26 protein-coding genes and 1 pseudogene are annotated in these 24,168 nt (G+C 66.7%); 15 read left to right on the forward strand and 12 right to left on the reverse strand.

Annotated elements, in window-relative coordinates:
• Positions 1-25: 25 nt before the first annotated feature.
• Together LQ955_RS18145 and LQ955_RS18150 are read right to left on the reverse strand one after the other, a co-directional pair.
• Positions 26-733: an AfsR/SARP family transcriptional regulator gene (locus LQ955_RS18145; protein WP_231025883.1), complete on the reverse strand. Its 708-nt coding sequence runs from the start codon at positions 731-733 to the stop codon at positions 26-28.
• A 178-nt stretch (positions 734-911) separates the two neighbouring features.
• Positions 912-2,243, reverse strand: a complete 1,332-nt coding sequence (locus LQ955_RS18150; protein ID WP_231025884.1) for a hypothetical protein — start codon at positions 2,241-2,243, stop codon at positions 912-914.
• A 221-nt stretch (positions 2,244-2,464) separates the two neighbouring features.
• On the opposite strand from LQ955_RS18150, the gene LQ955_RS18155 reads away from it, so the two are divergent.
• Together LQ955_RS18155 and LQ955_RS18160 are read left to right on the forward strand one after the other, a co-directional pair.
• On the forward strand, positions 2,465-2,929 hold the full coding sequence (locus LQ955_RS18155) for a DUF3151 domain-containing protein (protein WP_231025885.1): 465 nt from the start codon (positions 2,465-2,467) through the stop codon (positions 2,927-2,929).
• Between the two features lie 4 nt (positions 2,930-2,933).
• Positions 2,934-4,235 (forward strand): adenylosuccinate synthase, encoded by a 1,302-nt coding sequence (locus LQ955_RS18160; protein ID WP_231025886.1) that lies wholly within the window; start codon positions 2,934-2,936, stop codon positions 4,233-4,235.
• 73 nt (positions 4,236-4,308) lie between these two features.
• Here the strand turns inward: LQ955_RS18160 and LQ955_RS18165 are convergent, their stop codons facing one another.
• A complete protein-coding gene (locus LQ955_RS18165; RefSeq protein WP_313788399.1) occupies positions 4,309-5,328 on the reverse strand; it encodes an IS3 family transposase in 1,020 nt (339 codons plus the stop codon).
• Between the two features lie 456 nt (positions 5,329-5,784).
• Between LQ955_RS18165 and LQ955_RS18170 the strand changes: the two genes are divergently transcribed.
• From LQ955_RS18170 to LQ955_RS18180, 3 genes are read left to right on the forward strand one after another with little or no spacing between them, the layout of a single operon-like run.
• Complete coding sequence (locus LQ955_RS18170; RefSeq protein ID WP_231025887.1) at positions 5,785-5,946, forward strand: hypervirulence associated TUDOR domain-containing protein; 162 nt, start codon at positions 5,785-5,787, stop codon at positions 5,944-5,946.
• Between the two features lie 23 nt (positions 5,947-5,969).
• A complete protein-coding gene (locus tag LQ955_RS18175; protein WP_231025888.1) occupies positions 5,970-6,917 on the forward strand; it encodes a linear amide C-N hydrolase in 948 nt (315 codons plus the stop codon).
• A complete protein-coding gene (locus LQ955_RS18180) occupies positions 6,907-7,587 on the forward strand; it encodes a hypothetical protein (RefSeq protein ID WP_231025889.1) in 681 nt (226 codons plus the stop codon). The genes LQ955_RS18175 and LQ955_RS18180 overlap by 11 nt, the downstream gene beginning before the upstream one ends.
• A gap of 75 nt (positions 7,588-7,662) precedes the next feature.
• Here the strand turns inward: LQ955_RS18180 and LQ955_RS18185 are convergent, their stop codons facing one another.
• A complete protein-coding gene (locus LQ955_RS18185) occupies positions 7,663-8,190 on the reverse strand; it encodes a hypothetical protein (protein ID WP_231025890.1) in 528 nt (175 codons plus the stop codon).
• Positions 8,191-8,422: 232 nt separating this feature from the next.
• Here LQ955_RS18185 and LQ955_RS18190 point away from each other — a divergent pair, with 232 nt between their 5' ends.
• Positions 8,423-9,031, forward strand: coding sequence for an SRPBCC domain-containing protein (locus LQ955_RS18190; protein WP_231025891.1), 609 nt, complete (start codon positions 8,423-8,425; stop codon positions 9,029-9,031).
• A gap of 95 nt (positions 9,032-9,126) precedes the next feature.
• Here the strand turns inward: LQ955_RS18190 and LQ955_RS18195 are convergent, their stop codons facing one another.
• The 3 genes from LQ955_RS18195 to LQ955_RS18205 form a co-directional block, all read right to left on the reverse strand.
• Positions 9,127-9,846: a hypothetical protein gene (locus LQ955_RS18195; RefSeq protein WP_231025892.1), complete on the reverse strand. Its 720-nt coding sequence runs from the start codon at positions 9,844-9,846 to the stop codon at positions 9,127-9,129.
• On the reverse strand, positions 9,843-10,313 hold the full coding sequence (locus tag LQ955_RS18200) for a GNAT family N-acetyltransferase (RefSeq protein ID WP_231025893.1): 471 nt from the start codon (positions 10,311-10,313) through the stop codon (positions 9,843-9,845). The genes LQ955_RS18195 and LQ955_RS18200 overlap by 4 nt, the downstream gene beginning before the upstream one ends.
• Before the next feature lie 319 nt (positions 10,314-10,632).
• Positions 10,633-11,241 (reverse strand): maleylpyruvate isomerase family mycothiol-dependent enzyme, encoded by a 609-nt coding sequence (locus tag LQ955_RS18205; RefSeq protein ID WP_231025894.1) that lies wholly within the window; start codon positions 11,239-11,241, stop codon positions 10,633-10,635.
• Between the two features lie 61 nt (positions 11,242-11,302).
• Here LQ955_RS18205 and LQ955_RS18210 point away from each other — a divergent pair, with 61 nt between their 5' ends.
• From LQ955_RS18210 to LQ955_RS18230, 5 genes are all read left to right on the forward strand, one after another.
• Entirely contained in the window at positions 11,303-11,722 is a 420-nt protein-coding gene (locus tag LQ955_RS18210; RefSeq protein WP_231025895.1) for an organic hydroperoxide resistance protein, read from the forward strand.
• Positions 11,723-11,840: 118 nt separating this feature from the next.
• Positions 11,841-12,800 (forward strand): DMT family transporter, encoded by a 960-nt coding sequence (locus LQ955_RS18215; protein ID WP_313788364.1) that lies wholly within the window; start codon positions 11,841-11,843, stop codon positions 12,798-12,800.
• A 121-nt stretch (positions 12,801-12,921) separates the two neighbouring features.
• Positions 12,922-13,293 (forward strand): chorismate mutase, encoded by a 372-nt coding sequence (locus LQ955_RS18220; RefSeq protein WP_231025896.1) that lies wholly within the window; start codon positions 12,922-12,924, stop codon positions 13,291-13,293.
• Positions 13,294-13,362: 69 nt separating this feature from the next.
• Positions 13,363-13,587, forward strand: a complete 225-nt coding sequence (locus tag LQ955_RS18225; RefSeq protein ID WP_231025897.1) for a ribbon-helix-helix protein, CopG family — start codon at positions 13,363-13,365, stop codon at positions 13,585-13,587.
• Positions 13,584-13,946, forward strand: coding sequence for a type II toxin-antitoxin system PemK/MazF family toxin (locus LQ955_RS18230; protein WP_231025898.1), 363 nt, complete (start codon positions 13,584-13,586; stop codon positions 13,944-13,946). Before LQ955_RS18225 ends, LQ955_RS18230 begins: the two co-directional genes overlap by 4 nt.
• Positions 13,947-13,957: 11 nt before the next feature.
• Here LQ955_RS18230 and purL read toward each other — a convergent pair whose 3' ends face one another.
• The 5 genes and pseudogenes from purL to purS form a co-directional block, all read right to left on the reverse strand.
• Positions 13,958-16,312, reverse strand: a complete 2,355-nt coding sequence (gene purL, locus LQ955_RS18235; protein WP_231028188.1) for a phosphoribosylformylglycinamidine synthase subunit PurL — start codon at positions 16,310-16,312, stop codon at positions 13,958-13,960.
• A 231-nt stretch (positions 16,313-16,543) separates the two neighbouring features.
• On the reverse strand, positions 16,544-17,179 hold the full coding sequence (locus LQ955_RS18240) for a DUF559 domain-containing protein (RefSeq protein WP_231025899.1): 636 nt from the start codon (positions 17,177-17,179) through the stop codon (positions 16,544-16,546).
• Between the two features lie 526 nt (positions 17,180-17,705).
• Positions 17,706-17,849 carry a hypothetical protein gene (locus LQ955_RS18245; RefSeq protein ID WP_231025900.1) on the reverse strand — a complete coding sequence of 48 codons (144 nt, stop codon included), beginning with the start codon at positions 17,847-17,849 and terminating at the stop codon, positions 17,706-17,708.
• Positions 17,850-17,959: 110 nt separating this feature from the next.
• A complete protein-coding gene (gene purQ, locus LQ955_RS18250) occupies positions 17,960-18,673 on the reverse strand; it encodes a phosphoribosylformylglycinamidine synthase subunit PurQ (protein WP_231025901.1) in 714 nt (237 codons plus the stop codon).
• 149 nt (positions 18,674-18,822) lie between these two features.
• Positions 18,823-19,062 (reverse strand): annotated as a pseudogene (purS, locus tag LQ955_RS18255) (phosphoribosylformylglycinamidine synthase subunit PurS); the annotation flags it as partial.
• Between the two features lie 130 nt (positions 19,063-19,192).
• Here purS and LQ955_RS18260 point away from each other — a divergent pair.
• The 4 genes from LQ955_RS18260 to LQ955_RS18275 all read left to right on the forward strand — a co-directional run bounded on the left by LQ955_RS18260 (position 19,193) and on the right by LQ955_RS18275 (position 23,961).
• Positions 19,193-19,669: a Fur family transcriptional regulator gene (locus LQ955_RS18260; protein WP_231025902.1), complete on the forward strand. Its 477-nt coding sequence runs from the start codon at positions 19,193-19,195 to the stop codon at positions 19,667-19,669.
• 45 nt (positions 19,670-19,714) lie between these two features.
• Positions 19,715-21,244, forward strand: a complete 1,530-nt coding sequence (locus LQ955_RS18265; RefSeq protein WP_231025903.1) for a catalase — start codon at positions 19,715-19,717, stop codon at positions 21,242-21,244.
• A gap of 322 nt (positions 21,245-21,566) precedes the next feature.
• Positions 21,567-22,211, forward strand: coding sequence for a PadR family transcriptional regulator (locus LQ955_RS18270; protein WP_231025904.1), 645 nt, complete (start codon positions 21,567-21,569; stop codon positions 22,209-22,211).
• A gap of 46 nt (positions 22,212-22,257) precedes the next feature.
• Positions 22,258-23,961 (forward strand): DHA2 family efflux MFS transporter permease subunit, encoded by a 1,704-nt coding sequence (locus LQ955_RS18275; protein ID WP_231025905.1) that lies wholly within the window; start codon positions 22,258-22,260, stop codon positions 23,959-23,961.
• Positions 23,962-24,168: the final 207 nt, after the last annotated feature.

Below are 24,168 nucleotides of genomic sequence, written 5' to 3' on the forward strand. Positions count from 1 at the left end.
AAGGCTGGCACCCGACCGCCGCGCGTCAGGCCGACATGTCGCGCACGAGAACCGAAAGCAGTGGCGTCGGAGCGAGCCCGAGCGAGTCGAGAAGGAGGCTCGAATATCGGTCGAAGACGCGCAGGGCCTCCGACTGATTGCCCTCGGCGATGTGCACCTTGATCAGCGCCGCCTGTCCGCTCTCGCGCAGCGGATCGGCCACGATCGCCGCCCGTGCGGCCACCCCGGCTTCGGGCAGCCGGCCATCTTTCATGAGCAGCCGCGACTGTGTTTCGAGTCCGTTCAGTCGTAACGCTCGCCAGTCCTCGGCGGCCGCCAGCACCCAGTCGTCGTACCAGTCGGGCAGCAGCTCTTCTGAGAGGGCCGCGACGGCCGCGGGCGCGATGTCGGCGGCAATGGCTGATCCTTCAGCGGGCAGCAGCCGCAGTGCAAGTGCGTGTGAGGAACGCAGGTCGACGCTCACCGTGTCGGCCAAACGAAGGCTGGCGGATGCCACGTGCACGAGACCGCGCGTGGGAGCATCCATTCGCGCCAGCGCCGTGCGCAGGCTCATGGCGGCGTGACTCTCGGTGGCGTCTGGCCACATGATGCCGGCCATGCTGATACGGCCGACCTCACGTGCGTTGATAGCGAGGTAGGCGAGCAGTCGGCGCGTGGTCGATGACACCGAAATTGCGGCGCGAGCGTCGTCGGTCAGGGTGAAGCCCCCGAGTACGGTCAGTTCAGCAGCCATGCGGCGCCCCTTGCAATGGGATCGGCGGAGTGGGCCGCCCGTGCTCGAGGTCTTGGAGCTGCCTCGAACTCTACTCGCGCGTCGCGGCGGGTGCGCGGTTCAGGGCAATTTCACGGCTGGGCGGTGACGACCGCATGCCCGCCCGGCTTCCCTCGGGCGGGCGGGCATGCGGTTCCTTCTACTCGTGCCGGGCTGCGCGGCGGCGGAACGCGGTGACGGCGGTGATTCCGAGAACGCCGAGCAGCAGTGCTGCTCCGCCTACGCCCAGAGCGGGCGCAAGGGTCATGCCGGTTTCGGCCAGGCTGCCCGTGCCCGAATTACCTGAGCCGCCGGATCCGCCGGCAGAGCCTCCTGAGCCGCCCGAACCTCCAGAGCCGCCCGATCCGCCGGCTGCCGAGATGACGGCGGCGGAGGCGCTTCCGGTGTCAGTCGTGGCGGCGGGCGAGGTCGTGATGACGCTGGCCGTGGGGGTCGGTGTAGGCGTGGCTGTGACGGTCGGCGTCACGGTGGGTGTGGGCGTCACGGTTGGTGTGTCGGTGGGTGTGGGCGTCACGGTCGGCGTGTCGGTCGGTGTGGGTGTGATCGTCGGGGTGTCGGTGGGGGTGGGGGTGTCCGTTGGTGTGTCGGTCGGGGTCGGAGTGTCCGTGGGTGTGTCGGTCGGGGTCGGGGTGTCCGTGGGTGTGTCGGTCGGCGTCGGCGTAGTCGTGGGGGTATCGGTCGGAGTCGGCGTGTCCGTCGGCGGAGTCGACGCCAACGGCAGAATCACGTTCGTCACCGAGCTGGTGCAGGTGACCGTCGCGCCTCCGCCGTTGCCGGATCCGTTGCACTGGTTGATCGTCACCGGCAGGCTCGAGCTGGCGGTCGACAGGGCGTCGACCGTGCAAATGACCCGTTCGGTTCCGCCGCCGCCGTTGCCGGATCCGTTGCACTGGGTGACGGTCGCACTCGTGGTGTTGCCGGTCGGGTTGCACAGCAGGGTCGGCTCGGTTCCGCCGCCGTTGCCGGATCCGATGCACTGGTTCACGGTGGCGGGCGTGGAGCTCGCCGCGCCGGTGATGTTGTTGGTGACGATGACCGAGCAGGTCACCTGGCCTCCGCCTCCGTTTCCGGCGGTGTTGCACTGGTCCACGGACGCGACGAGTGAGCCCGAGGTGGTGGTGTCGGTGGTGCACGTGGTGGCGGCGTTCGCGGCACCGACGCAGATTCGAACATCCACTGTCGACGACTGCGTGCTCGTTGCCAGATTGAGGTTGTTCGTGACGGTCACGTCGCACGAGACGCCCTGGCCGCCGGCGTCGCCGATGTTGTCGCACTGCGCGACGGCAGAAGGGGTCGCGGCCGACGCGCTCTGGTTTGCACCCAGTGCGGTGACGCTCAGGGCGATGAACGCAACGAAGAGCATGATCGTCGCGATGGCCCCGATCGAGGCGAATGACAGCCTGCCCGGTTGACCGTGACGCCCTCGCGAACGCCGTGCGGTGCCTGATGCCTGTACTGTAGTGCTCTTCATGAGCGCCCCTCCTCTGCCAGATACCCCTCGTCAGGGTGAGTCTCGTATGGGGGGTGTGACACAGGCGTGACACCAGCGTGACTCTGGCGTGACACCGTTGGGCAGATACGTGTTCGGCGCCTCCTCCGGCAGCCGCCGGGCATCCGGATGCTCGGCTCGACGCTCGCGCATGCCGCCGCCGGGCATCCGGATGCCGACCCACCGCTTTGATAGGATCGAGTGTGACCGGCGAAAACCTTCTTGGCGTGCCCCCGACCCTGCTGAACCCCGACGACGGAGTGGCTGAGGCGCTCGCCGCCGAACCCGCCGGCGACGGTTCGAACTCGCGCCAGCGGCTCGAGGTGATCATCCGCAGCTTTCCCACCTCCTCGCTCGTGTGGGCACTGCTCTCTGACGAGGCGTTCGCCGCAGGCGAGGTGATTCCGTCGTACGCCTACGCTCGGGTCGGCTACCACCGCGGGCTCGACGCCCTGCGAAAGGGCGGCTGGCGCGGGCAGGGCCCCGTGCCGTGGTCGCACAAACCGAACCGGGGCGTGCTGCGCTCGCTCTACGCGCTGCGTCGCGCGGCCGAGGCCATCGGTGAGGCCGACGAAGTGACGCGGCTCACCGACTTTCTGCAGATGTCCGACCCCGGCGCCGTCGCGGCGATCGAGGCCGAAACACACAACACCCCCGAAGGGCTCTGAACACATGCCTGCAATCGTCTTGATCGGTGCCCAGTGGGGCGACGAGGGTAAAGGCAAAGCGACAGACCTGCTCGGCAGCCGGGTGGATTACGTCGTCAAGTTCAACGGTGGCAACAATGCCGGCCACACCGTGGTGATCGGTAGCCAGAAGTACGCTCTGCACCTGCTGCCGTCGGGCATCCTGACTCCGAACGTGACGCCGGTCATCACCAACGGCGTGGTGGTCGACATCGAGGTGCTCTTTCACGAACTCGAGGCGCTCACGTCGCGGGGGGTGGATGTCTCGAGGCTCCTCATCAGCGCCAACGCCCACGTCATCACCGCCTACCACCGCACACTCGACAAGGTCACCGAACGGTTCCTTGGCAAGCGCCAGATCGGCACGACGGGCCGCGGAATCGGCCCCGCGTACGCCGACAAGATCAACCGCGTCGGCATCCGCATTCAAGACCTCTTCGACGCGAACATTCTGCGGCAGAAGGTCGAGGGGGCGCTCGAGCAGAAGAACCACCTGCTCGTGAAGGTGTACAACCGCCGTGCGATCGCCATCGACGAGGTCGTCGACGACCTGCTCTCGTATGCCGAGCGGCTGCGTCCGATGGTCGCCGACACCTCGCTCGTGCTGAACCGCGCACTCGACGAAGGTAAGACGGTGTTGTTCGAGGGTGGCCAGGCCACGATGCTCGACGTCGATCACGGCACCTACCCGTTCGTGACTTCGTCGAACGCGACGTCGGGCGGAGCATCCACGGGTTCGGGCGTGGCGCCGAACCGCATCGACCGGGTCATCGGCATCGTCAAGGCGTACACGACTCGGGTCGGGGCGGGGCCGTTCCCCACCGAGCTGTTCGACGAGTCGGGCGAGTTCTTGCGCGCGAACGGTTTCGAGTTCGGCACCACCACGGGCCGACCGCGGCGCTGCGGCTGGTACGACGCCCCCGTGGCGCGGTACTCGGCGCGCATCAACGGAGTGACCGACTTCGTGCTCACGAAACTGGATGTTCTGACCGGCCTTTCCGCGATTCCGGTCTGTGTCGCGTACGACGTCGACGGTGTTCGGGTCGACGAGGTTCCGGTCTCGCAGAGCGACTTTCACCACGCCGTGCCCATCTACGAGGAGTTTCCGGGCTGGAGCGAAGACATCACGGGCGCGCGCACGTTCTCCGATCTGCCGGTCAACGCGCAGAACTACGTGCTCGCCGTCGAGGCCATGAGCGGCTCGCGCATCTCGGCCATCGGCGTGGGCCCGGGTCGCGAGGCTATCGTCGTGCGGCACGACCTGCTGGGTGCGCCCGACCCGGCGTAGCCGGCGGCGGTCTGCGTGCGACCTCGGTGTTGTGCGGTAGTTCGGCGCATCTGCAGTAGTTCGACGGTGTTTGTCAACCTGTGTGGGACAGTTCGGTGGTGGGTTGGTTGATCCAGGTGCGGATGTTGATGATTTCGGCTTGTGGTCGGCGGTTGTAGCGTTCGGGGTGTTGCTGGTAGGCGGTGTTCAGGAGGCTCTGGCGGCGGTTGCGGTATATCCGCCAGGTGCCGTTGTGCACGGTCTCGGGTGTGTAGTGGCCGATCCCGGAGTGGTGGTGTTCGGTGTTGTAGGAGCGGATGAACGCGTCGATCCAGTGTCTGGCGTGTTCGAGGGTGTCGAACCTGCGGGGGTAGTCGAGGGCGTATTTCATGGTTTTGAACTGGGCTTCGGAGAATGGGTTGTCGTTAGACACGTGAGGGCGGGAATGTGACTTCACGATCCCGAGGGTGCCTAGTGTTTCGGTCATCAGATCGGAGGTCATCGAGGGTCCACGGTCGGCGTGTAGCACCTCGGGGACGCTGTTCGCAGCGATCGCGTCGGTGAGCATGGCGACGGCGAGGGTGGCGCGTTCAGCGTCTTCGACGCGCCAGCCGACGACGTACCGGGAATACACGTCAAGGATCAGGTACAGCTTGAAACTGCGGCCCCGATCGGTGCTGGGCAGCATCGTGATGTCCCAGGACCACACCTGATTCGGTCCCGTCGCGCAGAGCACCGGGATCACGGCCGGCGGATGGGTGGCCTGACGACGCCGGTCACCGGTGAGCTGCCGTTGGCGCGCGATTCGGTGCCAGGATGATTGGGACGCAATGTAGATACCCTCGTCCAAGAGCCGATAGAACACCGCCGTCACGGACAGGTCCGCGTACTCCTCGTCACACAGATACGCCACGATCCGGGCGCGTTCCTGAACTGACAAAGCCGCTGGCTGGAACCGATCCGACTGCGGTACCGGTGCTCGATGTCCTCGCGGTCGATGCCTGCGCCGATACCAGGACGCTCGCGGTACCCCCGCGGCCGCGCAGGCGGCGGACACGCTTAACCCGGCGGCGACGAGTTCGGCGACGGCGGTTTCCTGGATGCTGGTTGCAATGGTTCCGGCTCCGCGCTCTCGGCAAGTTTCTCCAAGAGCGCGTGCGCTTTTCCCACGGACTCTAACGCGGCTTCCAGAATGTCCCTGTCGGCCTGCGCTTTCGCGAGCTCTTTGCGGAGCCTGGCTATCTCAGCGCTCTGCGTGCGTGGTGTCATCGCCCGTCCCAAGACCCGATGGCCCGTCGGTGAGGGCCCGAACTCCTCATTATCGCGAGCGAACGCCCACCGCGCCACACTGCCACGATCCACCCCATACCGGCGCAGCACCTCACCCCGAGCACCCCGCTCAGCAGACTCATACGCCGACACGATCTCCAGCTTCAACCCCACCGGACGATGCCACTTCAAACCCATCGACCTCACCACCAGCACACCACCAATCTGTCTCACCACAGGCTGACACAGAGGGCGAACCACCGCGCTTGCGCCGAACCACCGCGTTTGCGCCGAGGTACCGGTGACGTACGCAAAGGGCAAGGTCGAGAAGAAGATCACCTCCGACACGCACGCGGCTAAACGCGACGTGAAGGCGTCACCGGATGATCCGCAGTACCTCGTCAAGAGTGACAAGAGCGGCGGCGAGGCTGTGCACAAGCCCGGCGCCCTCAAGAAGCGGTAGCGGCATCCGGTAGCGTAGCGACCATGTGCACGCGCATCTTCTGGAACGACAACCCGGTGGCCAAGACCGTGAGCCGCTGCATGGATTGGGCGGTGAGCGACGAGCCCGACCTGTGGTTCGTTCCGCGCGGCACCGCACGCACCGGCGGTGCCGACGACGCGGAGCATAACCACTCCTGGGTGTCGTCGTACTCGAGCGTGGTGCTCAGCATGTGGCGCCTCGGAACGGTCGACGGGCTGAACGAGAAGGGTTTGGCCGCGCACGCGCTCTACCTCGACCCGACGCCGGTGATGTATGCGGACGACGACGGCCGGCCATCCGTCGCCAATGCACTCTGGGTGCAGTATCTGCTCGACAATTTCGCGACGGTGGCCGAGGCCATCGCGGCCATTGACGACGTGCGCATCTCGTCGCGCCTGTTGCGCGGGCAGCAAATGGGCGTGCACATCGCGATCGAAGACGCGAGCGGCGACTCGGCGATCATCGAGCCGATCTCGGGCTCGCTCGTCGTGCATCACGGCTCCGAGTTTCAGGTCATGGCGAACTCGCCGACGATGGATGCCCAGCTGGCCAATCGCGCCCGCTACAGGCCGTTCGGGGGCGAGTTGCCGCCGCCCGGCGACATCACCTCGCTCGACCGTTTCGTTCGCGCCAGCTACTTTCTGCACTACCTGCCCGAGCCCGAGAACGTGGAACAGGCCGTTGCCGGGGTGTTCCAGCTCATTCACAACGTCGCCGTGCCGTATGGGGCGCCGTACCAAGACGGTGGCGTGTATCCCACCTGGTGGAAGGCGGGCGCAGACCTCACCAACGGCACGTACTACTTCATGTCGACCCGCAGCCCGAGCCTGTTCTGGGTGTCGCTCGACGACCTGAAAGACGGCGAGACGGTGCTCTCGCTGAATCCGCGCGACGAAACGCTCGTGGGCGACGCGGTAGCGCACTTCGAGCCTGCCGAGCTTGTCTACTGACGCGGGTGGGCCGGGCGACGCGGCTCCCTCGGGTGGGCAGGCTGGGCCGGTCGGCCCACACCGCGAGCCGGGCCCGGGCGGCGGCGTCGCGCCCGTCGCACCCGCGCAGACGTTCGGCGGGCGCCCGGTCATCCAGCTCACCGACGCCGAGCTGCTGCGCTACCGCCGCACGCGCCTGACCAGCGCCATCTCGTACTCGGCCTGCCTCATCCTGCTCGCCACCGGCCCGGTGCTCATCGCCACCGCCTTCGCCCGAGACGAGATCATCGAGGACTTCGGCAACGCCGTGTTCGTCGCGCTCGGTTCGCTCGTGCTCCTCTCGCTGGTGCTGTTCGTCATCGAGCTGATGGTGTTGCGCCGGTACCGCTCCGTTACCGCTTATCGCCAGCATCTCGGCGACGCTGCGACCGTCGAGATCTCGAGTTTCGGCATGTTCGTGCTCAAAGAGATCGAGCTCGTGGTGCTGCGGGGCATCCTGCCGTCGGTGACTGCCGCGAGCCTTTTCGTGACGGTGCTGCGCCTCACCTCGAAAGACGCTGCGTTCGAGCAGCAGCAGCTCTTTCAGTACTACGTATTCGCCTACTTCGCGCTGTTCGGCATGATAGCCATCGCGCTCGGCGTTCGCCGGGTCTATCTCGACCAGGAGACGCGAAACAAGATCGCCGCCTGAGCGCACAACCGAAGCACATAAGCGTGCCGACGGCGACGGCGGCCGACCGTTCGGGTTCGAGCTAGCGAGCCCCGATCATCCGGCCCGCCCCGCGGCCTGCCGCTCGGTGTAGTACGAGACGCGGTTCAGGGGCACCGGATGCTCGACCTCCGCCCACGACGAACCACGCCGTAGCTCCACGAAGTACTCGCCCGGAAACAGTTCGACGGCCAGGTCGTCGTCGGCCGTCGGCAGCCGGTGCGCAGGCGTGACTGAGCTGAGGGCGACGCGAACGTAAGGCACCGGAGCATCCGGGTCGTTCCGCACCATGACCGCCCACTCGCGTGGCCGCCCCGGCGCCGGCGCGGCATCTCGCGCGTCGTTTTCTGCCGCAAAGCCGCGCCCATTCCGGCCCATTTCGACGCGCGAGCGGGGCTCGACAGACGGCTGCAGGCGTACCTCGAGGGCGTAGGGCAGCACAAGGTCTGCGCGCACCGTCGCGCTGAGGCTCAGCCGACCGATGGTGGCGTCGCGCAGAGTGCTCTCGAACTGCTCCTCGGTGCCAGGCAGGTGTGCCCCACGCGCGACCTCCACCTGCAGCGCAGCCACCTCGTCACCGATCATGGCGCCACGCTACAACCCACGCGCGGGCGACGCCACCCCGGGCATCCACCGCACGGGCCGAGCCACCTCGACCACGATTCCCATCGGCTCGTGGCCGAGAATGTGGCCTCGACGATGGTCGGATCGGGTACGGATTCGACCGACACATTCTGGGTGCCTAGGTAAGAGCTCTCATTCGGCATGTCTCCGGTGCTCTCCTCGGCGGCGGCACGGGTTGACGTACTCTGGCTGCATGACAACCGAACTTCAGCGTGTGAGCATTTCGACGGGTGTGGATGCTCAGACCACCGTCAGAATCGAGCGCGATTTCGAGGCGACCCCCGACGTCGTCTGGCAGGCTCTCGTCGACCCCGCCGTGCTGCGACTCTGGGCGCCGCATACCGCAGAGCACACGCTCGACATGACGGGGCCAGTGACGCTCACGATGCTGGCCGACGGAAACGGCGACGACCAGCCGGTCGACGTGCAGGTACTGGTGGCGAAGCCGCCGCATCTGCTCAAGTACACCTGGGGCCCCGATGTGCTGCGCTGGGAGGTCACGGCCGATGTGACGAGCGAGGGGCTCGAAGTGCTGCTGGGCGACGTGAATCCCGGTGGCGGCGAAGACGCCGACTCTGGCTGCGTGCTGGTGCTGCGGCACACGCTGGGCGACCCGGCGATGGTGTCGGCGGTAGCTGCAGGGTGGCAGCTCTGCTTCGACGTGCTCGAGACGGTGCTGGCCGGGCATCCGGAGGCCCCGCGCCGCGGCGCCAACGCTCTGCAGTACGGCTGGCGCGAGCTCAACGAGCGCTACGCTGACGAGCTCGGGGTGAAGCCGTCGGTGGTGTTTCCGCCCGAGTAGTCGCAGGCTGGCGGATGCCCGTGGCCGGCTCGGGCGTCGGGCGTCGGATGCCCGTGCGCGGCTCGCGCGTCGGGCGTCGGATGCCCGTGCTCGACTCAGGGCGCGATCAGGGGCGTCGGCGTCTCGTGCACGCACCCCGGGGGTTCGGAGTTTCCGCTGATCGAGAAGTCTTCGCACGTGAGAAAGCGCGCCTGGTTGGCTCCGAGAACGTATGACGCGACGGCGATGACCAGAACTGTCAGAAAAACCAGCACCTTGCCCCGTCGCGGAACCTGGTCGCTGATGTCGGGCCAGATCACGCGGGCGAGCACCCAGATCATGGCGGGAATTCCGATGATCACGAGCAGCAACCCGGCGAGGCCGACGATCGCGGCCCAGAAGTTGCTCGTGTCGTCGGGCACCGCGATGGTCAGCACGAGCCACAGCGTGGGAAGCAGCAGGGTGAGGGCCGTCCAGCCGATGCGCCTACGCGCCGCGGGCACCAGCATGACCACGAAGAACGCCGCCGTCGCTGCGACCCAGACGCGCAGCAGTGTGTCGAAGAAGATCTCGCCCCAGGCGCCGAGCGTGAAGGCAGGCCACCAGACGGCGAGGCTCATGCCGACGACGATCACGCCGAGCGACTGGTACGGCAGCGGTTGGCGGTGCGGTTTCGCCGCGGGCGCAGCGGCAGTGGCGGGTGCGGGGGCGGGTGCGGCTGCGGCGGGGGCGGCGGCGGCCCAGCCAGTGTCGGCGGCTAGGTTCGCCGCGGTCGGTGGGGTGGGCGCCAGTTCGGCGCCAGAGTCGGCTGCCGCGGGCGGTTCGGTGGCGGTCACGAGTCGAGCGGCTTCCACATGGTGATGGCCGTGGTGGTGTAGTCGAGCGATCGGTAGAGCTGCTGAGCGACGGTGTTCGTGCCGAACACGTTCAGCCCGAGCTTGACGGCTCCTCGCTCGCGCGCCGCCGGTTCGGCCAGCTGCATCGCGGCGAGCCCGTACCCCTTGCCGCGGTGCCCCTCGTCGATCTCCACGTCGAAGACCCACCATTCTTGCGGTCGCTTCTCGTCGAGCGGGCCCAGCCAGAGCACCCCAACGGGATGACCGTCGGCGACAACCTCGAACACGATGTGCGGTTCGGCGGGGCGATCGCCAGGAAAGTACTGCTCGCGCGACTGCCGCGCCTTCGCGGCCGCCTGCTCGGGGGAGTCGCCGTTGGCCAGGCGCTCGGCCTCGTAGTGGGCGTTGCTCACGTCGAGCCAGCCGCCGATCATCTCGTCGGGCATCTCCCGCAGCGTCACACTCATGCGACTACGGTACCCGCGCCGAGCGCCCCGAGCTGCCGCGCCGTGCCGCGCCGCCGCCCGGTCCCGCGCCACCGTCCCGTCCCGCCCCGTCCCGTGCCGTCCCGTGCCGTGTCGCCTCATCCCGCGCGGCTCAGTTTCCCGCCGGCGCTGCCCCGCCACCTCACCCCGCCGCGGCGAGAGCGGTGGTTGCGGACGAGCGAGTGCGTTCCACTGGCATCTCTCGTCCGAACGAGTCGCTCTCGCGAGCTGCGAGCGGGGCGAGCGAGCTGCGAGCAGGCGCGGGCAGGGGCGCGCGGCGGCTCGGGCCGGAGGCCGGGCGTCAGACGACGGTGAACCCGGGAGTGAGCGACGCGCGGCCCCTGAGCGCGAGCAGGATCTCCTCGCCATATCCCGCCCGCGAACCGATGCGGGCCGCGAGCGAGGTCGCATCGGTCACACACTCCACGGATTGGCCGTGTGGTTGCCCCCCGGCTCGCCCGATGTCGATGGAGTGCACCACGAGCTCGAAGATCCGGGTGCGCAAGTATTGCGAGAGTTCGATGCCGTGCCCGCCCACCGACACCACACGGCCTGCGGGCGCCGAAGCGATCGCGTCGCTGGCGCGCTGCAGAGCATCCGTTATCTTCTCGACCGGATTCTCGCCCAGCCAGATGCCGGCCTCCACACCGCGCGCGGCCACCGATTCGGGGTCGGCGAAGTCGCGGTAGACGAGCGCGTAATAGTCTTCGGCGGTGGGCAGCCCGACACGCGACACCTCGTCGTGGCCGAGGTAGGTCTCCACGGTCAGAATCGCGCGGGTGGTGTGGCCGACGAGTGCCCGCACATCCCACGAGCCGAGGCCGGGATCGCCCCATTGGTCGTCACGGATGCGCCCCACCAGCTCGACGAAAGCGGTGGCGGCCTGGTGGAAGATGGCGACGTTGCCCATGGCTCCATCGTGGCACACGCCGAAGGGCATGCGTGGCCGAAAACTATGATGGACTGAGGGTATGGAAGCTCTCTACACCGCAATCGCCCACGCCTCAGGCGGAGGCCGCGACGGACACGTTCGCAGCGAAGACGACAAACTCGACCTCGACACCCGCCCGCCCAAAGAAATGGGCGGAACCGGCGAGGGCACCAACCCCGAGCAGCTCTTCGCTGCCGGCTACTCGGCGTGCTTCTTGAGCGCGCTGCACGCCGTGGGCAAGGGCCTCGGCGTCGACACGAAGGGTGGCGAAGTCTCGGCGAGCGTCAGCATCGGCAGCAACGGTGAGGGTGGCTACGGCTTGGCGGTCGAGCTCGACATCTACCTGCCGAACGCCACGCCCGAGCAAGCGCAACAGGCTGCGGATGCCGCCCACCTGGTGTGCCCGTACTCGAACGCGACGCGTGGCAACATCGAGGTCACCATCGCCACGGTGCAGTAGCCTCGTGCAGTAGCGCCGTGCAGTAGCGTCATTCTCCACAGCGCCCGACGCACGTAGTTCTGCACACGGGCACCGGATGCCCGGGGCCAGTGTCGCTCATCCGCGATAGTGTCGCTGGGTGAACCAAAGCTCCGCCGCACCAGCCACTCCGACCGTTCCGACTGCTCCGATCCGCAGCCCGCGCATTGTGCTGCAGTTCGTGGCGATGGGCCTCGTCTGGGGCAGTAGCTTTCTCTTCATGAAGGTCGCTCTCACCGGCGTCGGTTTCGGGCAGGTCGCCTGGGCCCGGCTGGTGTTCGGGGCGCTCACCCTCGGCATCATCGTGCTCGCGGGGCGGCATCGGCTGCCCCGCGAGCCCATCGTGTGGCTGCACTTTCTCGTGCTGGGTGCGGTCGGCTGCGCGGCGCCCTTCCTGTTGTTCGCCTGGGCGGAGCAGTACGTGTCGTCGAGTCTCGCGAGCATCTACAACGCGGTCACGCCCATCATGACCGCCATCATGGCGACAGCGGTGTTCCGGGTCGAGCGGCTGAACTCCAGCCAGGTGACGGGAATCGCTCTCGGAATCCTCGGCACCGTCGTCATCATCGGGCCGTGGGGGTACGCGGCACTCAGCGGCGATCTCGTGGGGCAGTTCGCCTGCCTCGGCTCGGCGGTCTGCTACGGAATCGCCCTCAGCTACACGCGCAAATTCTTGAGTTCGCGGTCGATCGCGGGGGTGCCGTTCGCGTTCATGCAGGTCGGTATGGGTGCTCTCGTTCTGCTGGTGCTGACTCCGTTCGTGGCGCTGGGGCCGATCATCCTGAGCCCGCAGGTGGTTCTCTCGCTGCTTGCGCTCGGTGCGCTCGGAACCGGTGTCGTCTATGTCTGGAACATCAACGTGCTGCGCTCGTGGGGGCCGACATCGGCGTCGACGGTGACGTACATCACGCCGGTGGTCGGAGTGATTCTCGGGGTGCTCGTTCTCGGCGAGACGTTCACCTGGAACGAGCCGGTCGGTGCGGTGCTGGTGTTTCTCGGCATTCTGCTGACGCAGAAGCGCATTCGGCTCTGGGCGGGTCGGCCGCGGCTGCCGGCCTGAGGGTGCGCTGCTGGCCTGAGGGAGCGCTGCTGGCGCTGAACGTGCGCTGCCGGCCCCGGCGATGCGTCAGACAGTGCAATAACTCAGGTTCGCGGCGCCCCGACCCAATAAAGTTTTGACTATGACCGTGAACCCCATCGACGATGACGCCGACGCCCGCGAGACGGCGGAGGCCCTCGAAAAACTCGAGTCGATTCGCGAGAGCATCGATAACGTCGATGCCGCGCTCATCCACCTGCTCGCCGAGCGCTTCAAGTTCACCCAGAAGGTCGGCCGGCTGAAGGCGGCACACGGTCTGCCTCCGGCTGATCTCGCGCGCGAGGCACGGCAGATCAAGCACTTGCGCGCGCTCGCCGAAGAGTCGCATCTCGACCCCGAGTTCGCCGAGAAGTTCTTGAACTTCATCGTGGCAGAGGTCATCCACCACCACGAGCGCATCGCCGCCGACACCGGCGCGATAACCATCGTCGCGGTCGAGACCCTCGACGACTAGTTACTGCGCGTGAGGCTGCGCGGGAAATTCGGGAGGTCACGAGTGGTAGCACCGCGGTAGCATGGTGGTATGACTACCAAGCTGAGCGTGAGTCTCTCGGAGAGCGACGTCGAGTACATCGACGAATTGGCACGTGCCAAATCGGGCAACCGCTCGGCCGTCATTCACGACCTTGTTCGCATTGCCCGTGAGAAGCGCGCGGTAAGCGACTATTCCCTAGCTGCGGATGAGTGGGCGAGTTCAGGCGATGCGAAGCTGTGGGAGGGAACGGCGTCTGACGGTCTCAGCGCGTGAGGCGCGGACACGTCGTTGCCGTCAGGCTCGACCCAGCCGAGCCAGGCGAGGCAGCGAAGACGCGACCATGTTTGGTCGTCAGCAACGACGGCGCGAATGAATCGGCAACCAGCGTGGGGCGTGGAACCATCACGATCGTGCCGGTGACCACCAACGTGTCGAATGCACACGGTGAGTTTCAGGTTCTCGTCGATGACGCGGAGGTGCTCGAGTCGATGGGGCTGTCGAGTACGTCGAAGATCCAGGCAGAGCAGGTGCGAACGGTTTCCGTCGAACGCCTTTCAGGAATCCGCGGCTATGCGCCGGGGTGGATCATGCAGCAGGTCGATCACGCTTTGAGATTTCACCTGTCGTTGTAGTCGCCGGGCGGCTACGCCACCGTCGCGCCGAAGCGCGCCGGCAGGGTACCGCGGTGCGCGGCATAGAGCTCGGCGATGGGAATGCGGAACTGGCCCTGAATGTCGAGTGCGGCATCCGTCACCGGAGTCGGCTCGATACCGATGCCGACCGCCGACTCCGACGAAGCGAACCCCGCGCCGGCATCCGTGACCCCGATGCGCAGCACCGGGTAGCCGCGACCCTCGCAGAGCCCCATGAACTTGACGTCGTCTTCGCGCGGAACCGACACGATGACCCGCCCCGTCGATTCGCTGAACAGCGCCGTTGTGAGGTCGATGCCATCGCGCAGCATCAGCTCTTCGAGCCACACCCGCGCACCGACGCCGAAGCGCATCACGGCCTCGGCCAGTGCCTGTGCGAGGCCCCCGTCCGCGAGGTCGTGTGCCGAAGCGAGCAGGCCCTGCATGGCTCCGGCGTGCAGCAGCGCACCGAGCGCTGCCTCGCGAGGCAGGTCGACGAGCGGCGGGCGCCCGCCGAGGTGGTCGTGGATGGTGCCCGCCCACGCCGAACCGTCGAGCTCGGTCGCAGTCGTGCCCAGCAGGTAGATGTTGTTGCCCTCGTCTTGCCAGCCGCTCGGCACGCGCCGGGCGACATCGTCGATGACGCCCAGAACGCCGACCACGGGGGTCGGGTGAATGGGCGCGCCGCCGGTCTGGTTGTAGAACGACACGTTGCCGCCCGTCACCGGGATCTCGAGCTCGAGGCATCCGTCGCTGAGCCCGGCGATCGCCTGCGAGAACTGCCACATGACCTCGGGATTCTCAGGGCTGCCGAAGTTGAGGCAGTCGGTTACGGCGGCAGGCACCGCGCCCGTCACCGACACGTTGCGATATGCCTCGGCCAGCGCAAGCTGCGCACCGAAGTACGGGTCGAGCTGGCAATAGCGCCCGTTGGCGTCGGTCGCGATGGCGAAGCCCAGCCCTGACGTCTCGTCGACGCGCACCATGCCGCCGTCGTCGGGGAACGACAGCGCCGTGTTGCCCATGACGTACCGGTCGTACTGGTCCGTGATCCAGCTCTTGCTTGCGAGGTTCGCACTGCCGAGCAGGGTGAGCACCTGCGCGCGCAGCTCGTCGGAGTCGGTCGCGCGCGGCAGCACGGCGGCGGTGTCTTCGTGCAGCTTGTCGATCCAGCTCGGGTACGCGACCGGCCGGTCGTAGACCGGCCCATCCACTGCCACCGTGCGCGGCTCGACGTTCACGATCTGCTCGCCGCGCCAATTGATGATGAGACGCCCGGTGTCGGTGACCTCACCCAGCACGCTGGTCTCGACATCCCACTTCTCGACGACCTTCAAGAACGCGTCGAGTTTCGACGGCTGCACCACCGCCATCATGCGCTCTTGGCTCTCGCTCATGAGAATCTCTTCGGCGGTGAGCGTGGGGTCACGCAGCAGCACCTTGTCGAGCTCGATGTACATGCCGCCGTCGCCGTTGCTGGCGAGCTCGCTGGTCGCGCACGAGATGCCCGCGGCGCCGAGGTCTTGGATGCCCTCCACCAGCTGCTCCCGGAACAACTCGAGACAGCACTCGATGAGCACCTTCTCGGCGAACGGATCGCCCACCTGCACGGCCGGGCGCTTGGTGGGTCCGCCCGACGAGAACGTGTCGCTGGCGAGAATGGATGCCCCGCCGATGCCGTCTCCGCCGGTACGAGCCCCGAACAGCACGACTTTGTTGCCGGTTCCGCTGGCGTTCGCCAGGTGGATGTCTTCGTGCCTCAGCACCCCGACCGCGAGCGCGTTGACGAGCGGGTTGCCCTGGTACACCTTGTCGAAATACGTCTCCCCGCCGATGTTCGGCAGCCCGAGGCAATTGGCGTAGAAGCTGATGCCGCCCACGACGCCGTGCACAACACGGGCCGTGTCGTCGGAGTCGATGTCGCCGAAACGCAGCTGATCCATGACGGCCACCGGCCGCGCACCCATCGAGATGATGTCGCGCACGATGCCGCCGACACCCGTGGCCGCGCCCTGGAACGGCTCGATGTAGCTCGGGTGATTGTGCGACTCGACCTTGAACGTGACGGCCCAGCCCTCGCCGACATCGACGACGCCCGCGTTCTCGCCGATGCCCACCATGAGGTTCTTGCGCATCTTCTCGGTGGTCTTCGACCCGAACTGGCGCAGGTAGATCTTGGAGCTCTTGTACGAGCAGTGCTCGCTCCACATCACCGAGTACATCGCGAGTTCGCCGCTCGTGGGCCGCCGCCCCAGAATCTCGCGGATGCGCGCGTACTCGTCGGGCTTCAGCCCCAGCGCCGCGTACGGCTGCTCTTTCTCGGGTGTCGCCTCGGCGACGCTGACGCTGTCGACGGTCGGGCGGATGCTCTCGACGGTCGAGCGGGTGCTGTCGACGGTCGAGCGGGTGCTGTCGACGGTCGGGCGGATGCTCGTGGGGCTGTCAGACACGCGGGAGGGCTCCTTTGGGGGCGGCAGTGTTGCGCGCCAATTCTACTCGGGTGGTGTCCGGTGTTGTCGGGTGCTCGGGCCATGACGAAGTAGCGCAGGCCGCGCACCCTGCTCGCGCGTCGATTTCGGTCGGTCTGAGTTGCGCATTCAGGCCAAAAGCGACGCGCGAGATGCGTCGGTGGGCGGTGGCGGTGGCGGTGCGTAACCCCGCGTCAAGAGCGTTCTGCGAATGTGCTCGGCGGTCTGAGCCGGGTCGCGAAAGAGGCCCTTCTTACGGACCCGAATGACCGACCATCCGGCGTCGTACAAATCAGCGATGCGTGTCTGGTCGCGTTCGTATTGCGTCGTGTCTGTGCGATGTTGGTCTCCGTCGTACTCGACCAATACACGCGGCCGGCGATAGACCAGGTCACCCCAACCCAGGGACCGGCCGCGGTCATCATGCATCTCCACATTCAGTTCGGGTTCGGGCAGACCCGCGCGGAGGATCAGCAGCCGCAGTCTCGTTTCGGTGGGGGAGGCCGCGCCGACGCGGCTCAGCGCCGCGGCCGCCAGCAGCGCACGACGACCTCTGCGCCCGAAATGCTCGGCGTAGCCGTTCAACTCGTTCCTTTCCACGAGCGGTCTCGGGTGAGGGTTGTACACAGGATGCTCGCGTTCGACCCACAAGGCGCCGTCAGCGGCCGCGACCAGATCATCGGTTCCGAGACAGGAAGCGAGCGTGCACCAGGTAGTGGCGGCATCACTCACCGGCAGCCCGAACCTCACCGTGATCGTTGCCATGACGTCGCCCACCTCGTGAAAGGCGACACCGTCGGTGCGTACCCGCGCGCCTCGCATGGGCGACGAGATATGTAGAAGCTCGTCCCCGTTGAACGGGCGGGGAAGGGGCAGCGCCCACAAGCGTGCTGCCGTGAGGTGACTGAAGTACTGGTCTGTGCGAAGTCGTGGGAGGTACGCGCGGCAGAGTTGCTCCGCAGAAGTGATGGGGCCGTATGTCGACCGCACTCCAGTGAATGGAGTGGCAAGGTCTTGCCTACGCAGTCTGCCGTTCGAGAGACCAGCGCGATGGGCTTGAGCGACCGAGAAGGCCGAGTGCTGAAGAGATGGGGGCAGGGGAGACGGTTTGCGCACGCGCTCAGAATGCCTCAACAGCCCATCGTGCCCACGAAGTTATCCACAGCCGCGACCTCGCGCAGGCCGTCGGATGTCGCGGCCGGTCTCTCGCGCGTCGATTTTCGCCGGTAAGTCCCGCCGATTGCGGCAGAAAACGACGCGCGAAGAGGGGAAAGCGGACGAGTGAACCTGGCTACTCGTCGTCGGTCATGACCGGCACTTCGACGGTCGAACCGTCACCGCTGTTGCTGGTGGGCCCGATCATCCGCTCGCCCAGCCGTTCACGGGCCCCGTCGAATTGCTCGAGCAGCGGTTGCAAACGGCTCGGGATGCTCATCTCACCACCCTACGGGGCGACCCCGTTCGGCAGAAGACGCAGTCACGCAGGCGCGGGCATGCGGCAGCTGCCGGGCGGCGGTCAGCCAGCAGTGGTCAGGCAGCGCGGGGTCAGGCGGCGGCGAGCAGGCCCGCGAGGGCCGACGCGAAGAGGGGGAGGCCGTCGGTACCCGAGCGCATGGCGACGCGGGTGTCGGGGCCGAAGCCGGGCTCGACGGCGTGCTCGGGGTGCGGCATGAGGCCCACCACGTTGCCGCGAGCGTTGGTGACGCCGGCGATGTCGTTCATCGAACCGTTGGGGTTCACCTCGAGGTAACGAAAGACGACGCGACCCGAATCTTCGAGTTCGGAGATGACGTCGGACGAGGCGATGAACCCGCCCTCGCCGTTCTTCAGCGGAATGGTGATCTCTGCCGAAGCCGGGAACGCGTTGGTCCACGCCGTCGAGGTGTTCTCGACGCGCAGCCGCTGGTCACGGCAGATGAAGGTGCCGTGGTCGTTGCGAATGAGGCCGCCGGGCAGCAGGTGCGCCTCGGTGAGCATCTGAAAGCCGTTGCAGATTCCGAGCACTGGCACACCGCGGTTCGCGGCATCCACGATCTCGCTCATGATGGGCGACAGGCTCGCGATGGCACCCGCCCGCAGGTAGTCGCCGTAGCTGAAACCGCCGGGCAGGATGATCGCGTCAACGCCCTCGAGATCGTGCGAGCCGTGCCAGAGGGGCACCGCCGAAGCCCCGACGAGACGCACGGCCCGTGCCGCGTCACGATCGTCGAGCGAGCCCGGAAAAGTGACGACGCCGATGCGCGCAGACGAAGCGGCCATCAGGCGAGACCCTCGCTGATCTCGTCGTCGAGCTGCTGCTCGGTCTCATCCGAGGTGGCACCGGCGGCCGCGTCGAACGACGTGTCGCTCGTGACGTTTCCGGTTGCGAAGTCTTCTGCGGCGTCGAGACCGAACCCGTCCGCCCCGGCGAAGTGCACGCTGATCACGTCTTCGATCACCAGGTTCGCCAGCACCTCGTCGGCGAGGGCGGCGACTTCGGCCAGAATCGCGTCGTCTGCGGGCCCGTCGACCTCGATCTCGAAGCGTTTGCCGACCCGCACGCTGTTGATCTGCGAGCGGCCGAGGCGAGCGAGCGCGCCGGCGACGGCCTTGCCCTGCGGGTCAAGAAGCTCGGCTTTGGGCATGACTTCGACGACGATGGTAGGCACCGGAGACTCTTTTCGAACGGCGGGCGAATGCGTTCATTCTACGCGAGCGGCCGGCCGCGTACGGGTGAGTCCATCCCGAACTGAGCCATTCTTATTATGAATTGTTCACAATAAGTGTTTAGCTGGTCGCATGACGTCCGAGCCAGCCGACAGCATCCGTGCCGCCGGTCTGCGCGTGACGACGCAGCGTCTCGCGGTTCTCGAAGCACTGGATGCCCTGCCGCACGCCGACACTGACGCCGTGTTCCGCGCGGTGCAGAAGCAGCAGCCCGACATCACGGTGCAGTCGGTGTACGTCGTGCTCGGTGCCTTGACCGAGGCCGGACTCATCCGTCGCATCGAGCCCGCGGGATCGCCCGCCTTGTACGAACGGCGCATCGGCGACAACCACCATCACGCCATCTGCACCTCCTGCGGTGCGGTGCAAGACGTCGATTGCGCGGTCGGCCATGCGCCGTGCCTGACACCGTCGGAGGCGGGCGGCTTCGCCATCGCAACCGCCGAGGTCACCTACTGGGGGCTCTGCCCCGACTGCCAGGCGGCCCAGTCGACGCAGCCAGCCCAGTCGACGCAGCTAACGCAGCCAGCCCAGGCGGCACAGACCTAATCGTTACTACGCAACTGAAATCACTACGAAACCGATGGAGAGAATATGACTGAGTACACCACCACCAACTCCGGCGCCCCCGTCGCGAGCGACGACCACTCGCAGAGCGTCGGCGCCGACGGCGTCATTCCGCTGCACGATCACTACCTGGTCGAGAAGCTCGCGCAGTTCAACCGCGAGAAGGTGCCCGAGCGCATCGTGCACGCCAAGGGCGGCGGCGCATTCGGCACCCTCGAGATCACCGACGACGTTTCGGCCTACACTCGCGCGGCACTTTTTCAGCCCGGCGTGACCACCGAGGCGCTGGCCCGTTTCTCGACCGTCGCCGGCGAGCAGGGCAGCCCCGACACGTGGCGCGATCCGCGCGGTTTCGCGCTCAAGTTCTATACGACCGAGGGCAACTACGACCTCGTGGGTAACAACACGCCCGTCTTCTTCATTCGTGACGGCATCAAGTTTCCTGACTTCATCCATTCGCAGAAGCGGTTGCCGGGGTCGCACTTGCGCAACAACGACATGCAATGGGATTTCTGGTCGCTCAGCCCGGAGTCTGCGCACCAGGTGACCTGGTTGATGGGTGACCGAGGGTTGCCGGCATCCTGGCGCCACATGGACGGCTTCGGTTCGCACACCTATCAGTGGATCAACGCCGCGGGCGAGCGGTTCTGGGTGAAGTACCACTTCAAGACCAACCAGGGCATCGAGATTCTGTCGCAGGAGGCCGCGAACCAGATCGCGGGCGAAGACGCCGACTTCCACATCCGCGACCTCGGCGAGGCCATCGACCGGGGCGAGTTCCCCTCGTGGACGCTCTCGGTGCAGATCATGCCCTACGCCGATGCGGCGACCTACCGGTTCAACCCGTTCGACCTCACGAAGGTGTGGCCGCACGGCGACTACCCGCTGCACCGCGTCGGAACGCTCACGCTGAACCGCAACCCCGAGAACTATTTCGCCGAGATCGAGCAGGCCACGTTCGCCCCCTCGAACTTCGTGCCCGGAATCGCGGCCAGCCCCGACAAGATGCTGCTCGCGCGCATCTTCAGCTACGCGGATGCCCACCGCTACCGCGTCGGAACCAACCACGCCCAGCTGCCGGTCAACGCCCCGCATGCCGCCCCCGTCAACTCGTACTCGAAAGACGGCGCGGCGCGCTACGCGTACAACCCGCCGTCGACGCCGGTCTATGCGCCGAACTCGGTGGGCGGCCCGGCTGCGTCACCGGATGTCGCTGCCGACAGTGCGGGCTGGCAGAACGACGGTGAGCTGCAGCGCACCGCGGCTACCCTGCACGCCGAAGACGACGATTTCGGCCAGGCCGGCACCCTCGTTCGCGAGGTGCTCGACGACGCAGCTCGCGAGCGGCTCGCGAACAACATCGCCGGCCACGTGGGCCAGGTCACCATCCCTGACATCAAGGCGCGCGCCCTGCAGTACTGGCGTAACGTCGACGGCTCGCTCGCCGACCGTGTCGAGGCGCTGCTCGCCGAAGGCGACATCGACCCCGACGTCGCTCCGCCGAACGCCGCCGGCCTCAACCAGGAATCCGCGGCTGACGTGGCGCTGAACGTCTAACGTTGTAAATCGAGCTGCGGGTTTGTGTGGGTGTTCAGTACCGACACCCGCACAATCCCGCAGCTCGATTGTGGGTCACCGGGCCGAGCTTCGGCGGGCGCGTTTCTCGGCGTCTTCGCATACGGCGCCGGTGGGATGCCCGTGGTGGGCATCCAGGCTGTGGTGCTGGTGCTTCTCGCCCTCGCCGTTTGGCTGCTGGCATATCGCACCGCCGCCGCGCGAAAGATGGCTTGCGCTCGACCTGAGACCGGCGTATATTCCATGTGGAATAGTTCACACCGAATAATTCGTCCGGAATATCGTTCGAACAGGAATCTCGCGCATGGCCCCGGCAGCTCTCACTCCGCTCAGTCTCTCTGCGCTTGCGCTGTTGACCGAGTCGCCGATGCACCCGTATGAGATGTACCAGCTGCTCATCAAGAGATTCAAGAACGAGATCGTCAAAGTGCGCCCGGGGTCGCTCTATCACGCGGTCGACCGGTTGGCCCGCGACGGCTTCGCCGCCGTCGTGGGAACAGGCCGCGACGGCAGTCGCCCAGAAAAGACGACCTACGAGATCACTCCGGCGGGCCGGGCCGCGCTCGAGGCCCGCGTCAGCGAGCTGCTCGAGACGCCGGCGAACGAGTATCCGGAGTTCGAATTGGCGATCAGTGAGGCTCATAACCTGCCGAGAGCCACGGTCATCCAGTTGTTGTCGGTTCGGCTCACGCGGCTGCGCGAGCAACTGTCGGTGGTGCGTGATCTGATTTCTCAAAAGAGCGCACAGGGTGCCTTGAAGCTGTTCTACCTGCACGGCTCGCATCGTGAAGCACTACTGACCACAGAGATCGCCTGGATCGAACAACTCGTCGCCGACCTGACCTCGCACGACATCGTCTGGCTGGACGACCCGGACTTCGATCGCGCAGAACACGTCGCGGCTGAGGCGCACGCCGAATACTCTCTCGCTTCGGCACCCACACCTTAACGACTTCACAATCACAAACGTGCAAACACAAATGTAAGGAATACCAATGGAAACCATGGCAAAGCCGTGGCCCGCACTGTGGACGCTGGTGATCGGGTTCTTCATGATCCTGGTCGACAGCACCATCGTCTCGGTCGCAACACCGGCCATTCAACGGGGACTCGACGCTGACATCAACGCTGTCGTCTGGGTCACGAGCGCCTACCTGCTCGCCTACGCCGTGCCGCTGCTCATCACCGGCCGCCTCGGCGACAAGTTCGGCCCGAAGTATGTGTACCTCACCGGGCTCGTGATCTTCACGCTCGCCTCGCTCTGGTGCGGGTTCGCCGGAGACATCAACACGCTCATCATCGCCCGTGTCGTGCAGGGCCTCGGTGCCTCGCTGATGACGCCGCAGACGATGGCGGTCATCACGCGCATCTTCCCGGCGACCAGCCGCGGCCAGGCCATGGCGCTCTGGGGTGCCGTCGCCGGTGTCGCAACGCTGGTCGGACCGATTCTGGGCGGTGTGCTCACCGACGGGCTCGGCTGGGAATGGATCTTCTTCGTGAACGTGCCGATCGGTGTGGTGGCCTTCATCCTCGCGCTGAAGTTCGTGCCGGTGCTGAAGACGCGCGACCACAAGTTCGACATTCTGGGTGTGGTGCTCAGTGCTATTGCGCTGTTCTGCATCGTGTTCGGCATTCAAGAGGGCGAAACCTACAACTGGGGAACCATCACCGGCATTATCTCGGTGTGGGGGCTCATCATCGTGGGCATCGTCTTCTTGGGCCTGTTCATCGCCTGGCAGTTTCTCAACAAGGGCGAGCCGCTGCTGCCGCTCAAGGTCTTCCGCGACCGCAACTTCTCGCTGGCGAACGTCGGCATCACGGTGATGGGGTTCGTCATCACCGGCATGGTGTTGCCGTTCATGCTCTTCGCTCAGGATGTTCGTAGCCTTTCTCCCACGCAGGCTGCTCTGCTGCTCGTGCCGATGGCAGTGTTCACCAGCGCTCTGTCGCCGGTGGTCGGCCGTCTGGTCGATCGGGTGCATCCGCGCATCCTGACGCTGTTCGGCTTTCTCACCCTCTCGGGTTCGCTGTTCTGGGAGAGCGCACTGATGACGCCGACCGTGGAACTGTGGATGCTGCTCTTCCCGCTCGGCCTGCTCGGTGTCGCCAACGCGTTCATCTGGGCTCCGCTGTCGACGACGGCGACTCGTAACCTCAACCCGCAGCTCGCCGGCGCGGGTTCGGGCGTGTACAACACGACCCGCCAGGTCGGTGCTGTCATCGGTAGCGCGGCGATCGCCGCACTCATGCAGTCGCGTCTGACGGCCCTGCTTCCGGCGGCCGCCGGCGGCGGCGCCTCTGCCGGCGAAACCGGTGCGCTGCCCGATGTGGCGAAGGCCGGTTTCGCAACGGCGATGTCGCAGGCGATGCTGCTGCCGGCCATCGTTGCGCTGCTCGGCGCGGTCGCGGTGCTCTTCTTCGCGAAGCCCGCCGCGCGCACCTGGGGCCCGTCGTCCGGTGCCGCCGCGCCCGCCTCTGCCGGTGAGGGCGTCGCGGCCACCGCGACGGCCACGGCCCGTGCTGCTGCGCCCGCGAGTGCCGCGTCTGGTGCGGCTGGTACGGCTGCGCCCGCTAGTGCCGCGGCTGGTGCTGCTGCGCCCGCGAGTGCCGCGTCTGGTGCTGCTGCGCCCGCGAGTGCCGCGGCTGGTGCGGCTGCGCCGGTGGCCGCCTCCTCGCCCCCGCCTCCCGCCACCGCCTGACCCGCATCCACTTTGCGCAGAAGCACCCAAGTCGCGTGTTTTGGGTGCTTCTGCGCAAAACGGCGTGGCCTACGCGCCACCCGGGCGGCGCCCCGCGCCGAGGCTGCGCTCAGGGGTTACGGAGGTTCGGGCACAGGAGCGTGACAGGCTGGAGGCACCGAAGTTTTGTGCGGCGCCGCTCGAAACCCATCTCACGAACCCGTGAAG

The organism is Subtercola endophyticus, assembly GCF_021044565.1.
GTDB lineage: Bacteria > Actinomycetota > Actinomycetes > Actinomycetales > Microbacteriaceae > Subtercola > Subtercola endophyticus.

What these genes read in the sequence shown, in the direction of transcription:
- LQ955_RS18145 (WP_231025883.1), bottom strand. Translation starts at nt 733, where the DNA reads ATGGCTGCTGAACTGACCGTACTCGGGGGCTTCACCCTGACCGACGAC.
- LQ955_RS18150 (WP_231025884.1), bottom strand. Translation starts at nt 2,243, where the DNA reads ATGAAGAGCACTACAGTACAGGCATCAGGCACCGCACGGCGTTCGCGA.
- LQ955_RS18160 (WP_231025886.1), top strand. Translation starts at nt 2,934, where the DNA reads ATGCCTGCAATCGTCTTGATCGGTGCCCAGTGGGGCGACGAGGGTAAA.
- LQ955_RS18175 (WP_231025888.1), top strand. Translation starts at nt 5,970, where the DNA reads ATGTGCACGCGCATCTTCTGGAACGACAACCCGGTGGCCAAGACCGTG.
- LQ955_RS18185 (WP_231025890.1), bottom strand. Translation starts at nt 8,190, where the DNA reads ATGATCGGTGACGAGGTGGCTGCGCTGCAGGTGGAGGTCGCGCGTGGG.
- LQ955_RS18190 (WP_231025891.1), top strand. Translation starts at nt 8,423, where the DNA reads ATGACAACCGAACTTCAGCGTGTGAGCATTTCGACGGGTGTGGATGCT.
- LQ955_RS18200 (WP_231025893.1), bottom strand. Translation starts at nt 10,313, where the DNA reads ATGAGTGTGACGCTGCGGGAGATGCCCGACGAGATGATCGGCGGCTGG.
- LQ955_RS18205 (WP_231025894.1), bottom strand. Translation starts at nt 11,241, where the DNA reads ATGGGCAACGTCGCCATCTTCCACCAGGCCGCCACCGCTTTCGTCGAG.
- LQ955_RS18210 (WP_231025895.1), top strand. Translation starts at nt 11,303, where the DNA reads ATGGAAGCTCTCTACACCGCAATCGCCCACGCCTCAGGCGGAGGCCGC.
- LQ955_RS18220 (WP_231025896.1), top strand. Translation starts at nt 12,922, where the DNA reads ATGACCGTGAACCCCATCGACGATGACGCCGACGCCCGCGAGACGGCG.
- LQ955_RS18225 (WP_231025897.1), top strand. Translation starts at nt 13,363, where the DNA reads ATGACTACCAAGCTGAGCGTGAGTCTCTCGGAGAGCGACGTCGAGTAC.
- LQ955_RS18240 (WP_231025899.1), bottom strand. Translation starts at nt 17,179, where the DNA reads ATGGCAACGATCACGGTGAGGTTCGGGCTGCCGGTGAGTGATGCCGCC.
- LQ955_RS18245 (WP_231025900.1), bottom strand. Translation starts at nt 17,849, where the DNA reads ATGAGCATCCCGAGCCGTTTGCAACCGCTGCTCGAGCAATTCGACGGG.
- purQ (WP_231025901.1), bottom strand. Translation starts at nt 18,673, where the DNA reads ATGGCCGCTTCGTCTGCGCGCATCGGCGTCGTCACTTTTCCGGGCTCG.
- LQ955_RS18260 (WP_231025902.1), top strand. Translation starts at nt 19,193, where the DNA reads ATGACGTCCGAGCCAGCCGACAGCATCCGTGCCGCCGGTCTGCGCGTG.
- LQ955_RS18265 (WP_231025903.1), top strand. Translation starts at nt 19,715, where the DNA reads ATGACTGAGTACACCACCACCAACTCCGGCGCCCCCGTCGCGAGCGAC.
- LQ955_RS18270 (WP_231025904.1), top strand. Translation starts at nt 21,567, where the DNA reads ATGGCCCCGGCAGCTCTCACTCCGCTCAGTCTCTCTGCGCTTGCGCTG.
- LQ955_RS18275 (WP_231025905.1), top strand. Translation starts at nt 22,258, where the DNA reads ATGGAAACCATGGCAAAGCCGTGGCCCGCACTGTGGACGCTGGTGATC.